This is a genomic window from Grimontia marina, from assembly GCF_900060185.1.
Taxonomy (GTDB): domain Bacteria; phylum Pseudomonadota; class Gammaproteobacteria; order Enterobacterales; family Vibrionaceae; genus Enterovibrio; species Enterovibrio marinus.
The window spans coordinates 1-1,313 of record NZ_FIZY01000159.1 but is presented as its reverse complement, the minus strand read 5'-3'; the positions used below and the strand labels follow the sequence as shown (position 1 = coordinate 1,313).

Here is a 1,313-nt window from a genome sequence, read left to right as displayed (position 1 = left end):
GGTATTCCCCGACGCGTGATAGCCTGTGGTGGCATACGCCTCCAGACTACGCAGATCCAGGGTATGGTCACCACTCATCAGTGGCTCTTCCTCTGACGCGGTCAACGCCACGTATTCCGACCAGTTAGTCACCCCGTCACTGTCTGCATCCTGCCCCGTATCGGCCACCATCAGGTCACTGCCCAATGCCGCTTCAACCCCATCAGGAATGCCATCACCGTCGCTGTCAGCACGGCACGCATTACTCGGGGCCTGTGTACCGCTCACGCCCAGCTCATCGCCGTCGCTCAGCCCGTCACCGTCCGTATCTGCTAACGTACTGTCGGTACACATCGCCAGTTCATGCCGGTCCGGGATACCGTCTCCGTCTGTGTCCGCCAGTGCCTCAGCCGGGCTCAGCAGACCGTCCGCCGACAACAACGCATCAAACTCGCCACTCGCCACGTTCTCCACCCAGCGGCCCTTCGCGCGGCTGAAGTCGTAGTACGCCAATAAATCTGCTTCACCCGCCACCGGTGGCGTCAGCATGTAACCCTGCACCTCACTCCCGCTCAGTGCACGGCCCCACACCTGAACATCGTCTACCTGCCCGTTGATAAAGCTGTCTGCACCCTGCTCGCCGTTACGTGCACCCAGCATCAGTGCACGGCTCGACGCTTCATTGAAGGTGATGTAGCTGTGGGTGTGAACCGCCTGCCCGTTAACGTACACCACGCCTTCACGGGTGACAGGGTCATAGCTCAATGCCAGGTGTGACCAGCTCTCTGCACTCAGTCCAGAGTCATCGTTTTCTCTGTAGGCGCGTCCTATCCCTGATGAATGATCATTCTGCCTGTCAATACCCAGGTAGAAGCGCTGGTAACCGCCGTCATGGCTGCCCATTACCTGACGGTCTGCCCCCGTCACTGACGCGTAGTTCACCCAGTACATCAGCGTCATCGGGGTATTCCCCGACGCGTGATAGCCTGTGGTGGCATACGCCTCCAGACTACGCAGATCCAGGGTATGGTCACCACTCATCAGTGGCTCTTCCTCTGACGCGGTCAACGCCACGTATTCCGACCAGTTAGTCACCCCGTCACTGTCTGCATCCTGCCCCGTATCGGCCACCATCAGGTCACTGCCCAATGCCGCTTCAACCCCATCAGGAATGCCATCACCGTCGCTGTCAGCACGGCACGCATTGCTCGGGGCCTGTGTACCGCTCACGCCCAGCTCATCGCCGTCGCTCAGCCCGTCACCGTCCGTATCTGCTAACGTACTGTCGGTACACATCGCCAGTTCATGCCGGTCCGGGATACCGTCTCCGTCTG

The 1,313-nt window shown here is 60.1% G+C and carries 1 protein-coding gene; it reads right to left on the bottom strand.

Going from position 1 to position 1,313, the window contains the following annotated elements:
* Positions 1–1,313: LamG domain-containing protein (locus tag GMA8713_RS25680; protein WP_198159594.1), on the bottom strand; the 1,313-nt coding region annotated here is incomplete at both ends.